The sequence below is a fragment of the Streptomyces triticirhizae genome (assembly GCF_003696235.1).
Classification (GTDB): Bacteria; Actinomycetota; Actinomycetes; order Streptomycetales; family Streptomycetaceae; genus Streptomyces; species Streptomyces triticirhizae.
The window spans coordinates 1-2,602 of record NZ_RFFJ01000356.1; the positions used below are offsets into that span (position 1 = coordinate 1).

Here is a 2,602-nt window from a genome sequence, read left to right on the forward strand (position 1 = left end):
CGGGACGGTGCGTGGGCGCGCTCCGCGCGGGGACGCTGCGCGCCGGCGCTTGGCGCGTGGCCGGGGTGCGTGGGGGCGATGCGCAACCCCCAACTCCCGGACGGCAGCCCGTGCGCGGCCGCCCCGCCCGCCCCGGCCCACGGCCGGCCCGGTGGTCGCCCGTCAGGCGGACCGCAGGAACGCGTTCAGTGCCGTGTCCACGTCCGCGTCCCCGTTGTAGAGGTGGAACGCGAACCGCAGCCGGCCGCCCCTGCGGGTCAGCCGGACCCCGGCCGCGTCCAGCGCGGCCAGCGCCTCCCCGCTCTCCGGCACCGAGACGATGGGCGAGCCGTCCGGCCCGGGCGGCAAGCCCAACTCGGCGAGGCCCGTCCGGAACCGGTCGGCGAGCCGCAGGTCGTGCGCCCCGATCGTCTCCTGCCCCAGCTCGCGCACCAGCGCGAGCGCCGGCGCGGCCGCCACATACGTGTAGAACGCGGGGCTGGTGTCGAACCGCCGCCCGCCGGCGGCCAGTTCGGTCACCGGGCCGTAGACGCTGCCCGCCGGGTCGGCCGCCGCCGCCCAGCCGGCGGCGAGCGGCGCCAGGCCCCCGCCGTCCGCCGGCACCGTCAGGAACGACGTGCCGCGCGGGCAGAGCAGCCACTTGAACGCCCCGCACACCGTGAAGTCGAACGCGTCGGCGGACAGCGGCAGCCAGCCGGTGGACTGGGTGGTGTCCACCAGGGTCAACGCCCCGTGGGCGCGGGCCGCCTCCGTCACCGCCGCCAGGTCGGCGCGGGCCCCGTCGGCCGACTGGACGGAGGAGACCGCGACCAGCGCCGTCCCCGGGCCGACCGCTTCGGCCAGCCCCGCCGGCTCCACCTCCCGCAGCCGCACCCCGGCGCGCAGCGCGAACGGCGTCACCAGTGAGCTGAACTCGCCCCGCGCGCACAGGACTTCGCTGCCCTCGGGGAGCGCGGCCGCGACCAGCCCGACGTGGGCGGACACCGAGCTGCCGACCGCCACCCGCTCCGGGCCGAGCCCGACCAGCGCGGCGAACGAGGCCCTGGCCTCCTCCACCGCGCGGAAGGCCGCCGCCTGGTCGGGCCGGCCCTCCGCCGCCTGGCGCACCGCCCGTTCCAGGGCCGCCACGGAACGGGCCGGCGGCCGCCCCAGGGAGGCCGTGTCGAGGTAGCCGGGGGCGGGGGAGAACTCGTCGTGCGCGTCGATCAGCATGACCCGAAGTCTTCCCACCGGCGCACGCCGGCGCACTTCACCGGCGCACGGGTGCAACCTCAATTCCCCCTTTCACCCCGATGTCACCCGATGCGCGCGAACACTCCCGGTGGCCGCCGGGGCACGCTAAGGTGCGTTGCGGAACGGTCCCAGGGGAGGGGAACGGGGGAGGCAACGGTGCTACGACTGAGGGCGGGCCAGGGCGCGGGTGGCCGCGCGCCGCACCGCCGAGGACCGCGGAAGAGCCGGACGCCATGCGGGAGTTGACACCATGCGGGAGTTGACGCCCGCCGACCCCCGCCGCGTCGGGAGCCACCTGCTGCTGCGCCGGCTCGGCGAGGGCCGCAGCGGCGTGGTCTATCTCGCCTGCTCGCCGCGCGGCGAGCCGGCCGCACTCAAGCTGATCCGTTCCGCCTACGCCTTCGACCCCGCCTTCCGCGCCCGCTTCGCCGCCGATGTCGCCGCCGCCCGCCATGTGCGCGCCCGCCGGCTGGTCACCGTCGCCGCCGCCGACACCGCCGGCGGCACGGTCTGGGCGGCCTACCCCTATGTCGCCGGCCCCACCCTGGAGGAGGCCGTCGCCGGCCACGGCCCGCTGCCGCCGCGCACCGTCGGCGCGCTGGGCGCGCTGCTGGCCGAGGCGCTGGCCGCCGTGCACGCCGCCGGCCTCTGCCATCGGGACGTCCGGCCCGGCCATGTGCAACTCACCCTGGACGGACCGAGGTTGACCGGATTCGGGGGGTCGGGAACCCGGATCGGGCCGCCGGGGTTCCTCTCGCCCGAGCAGGCCGTCGGCGGCGCCATCCCGGTGGGGCCGCCCAGCGACGTCTTCGCCCTGGGCTGCCTGCTGACCTATGCCGCCACCGGCCGTGGCCCGTTCGGCGACGGCACCCCGCGCGAGCTGTTACGCCGGGCCGCCTTCGAGCCGCCCGAACTGGCCGATGTGCCACGGGGCCTGCTGGAGGTGGTCGGCGCCTGCCTGCACCGGGACCCGCTGCTGCGGCCCTCGGCCCGGGACCTGGCGCGGGAGTTGGCGCCGCCGGTGGGCACCGGCTGGCTGCCGGGGCCGCTGGCCCGCGAGGTCGCCGCCCGTTACGCGGCGCCGCTGCCCAGGCCCGCGTCCCACGAGCCGACCGCCGCCGACCAGGGGCCCGGCGGGGGACTCGACGGACCCGAGGGGCCTGACGGACTGGCCGGTCCCGGCGGGCCCGCGCTCGAACCGGCCGGCGGCATCCCCGCGTTGGGCCCGGCCGCCGGGGGAGGGGCGGGCACGGGGGAGTTATCCGGCCGGCAGCATCGGGAGTCCCGGGAGTCCCGGGAGGAGCCGGGCGCGCCCGCCCCGGCGCGCGAGTCCGAGGACGCGCCCGGAACGCACCCCCACACCGCCTCC

At 78.4% G+C, this 2,602-nt stretch carries 2 protein-coding genes; one reads left to right on the forward strand and one right to left on the reverse strand.

From position 1 onward, the window contains the following. Positions 1-162 precede the first annotated feature (162 nt). Positions 163-1,212, reverse strand: coding sequence for an aminotransferase class V-fold PLP-dependent enzyme (locus EBN88_RS29520; RefSeq protein ID WP_122400048.1), 1,050 nt, complete (start codon positions 1,210-1,212; stop codon positions 163-165). Between the two features lie 271 nt (positions 1,213-1,483). On the opposite strand from EBN88_RS29520, the gene EBN88_RS29525 reads away from it, so the two are divergent. Beyond that, positions 1,484-2,602, forward strand: a 1,119-nt coding sequence (locus EBN88_RS29525) for a protein kinase domain-containing protein (protein ID WP_147472910.1), incomplete at its 3' end; no start/stop codon positions are given.

Excerpts from the sequence above, each read along its gene's own strand:
- EBN88_RS29520 (WP_122400048.1), bottom strand. The coding sequence starts at position 1,212 with ATGCTGATCGACGCGCACGACGAGTTCTCCCCCGCCCCCGGCTACCTC.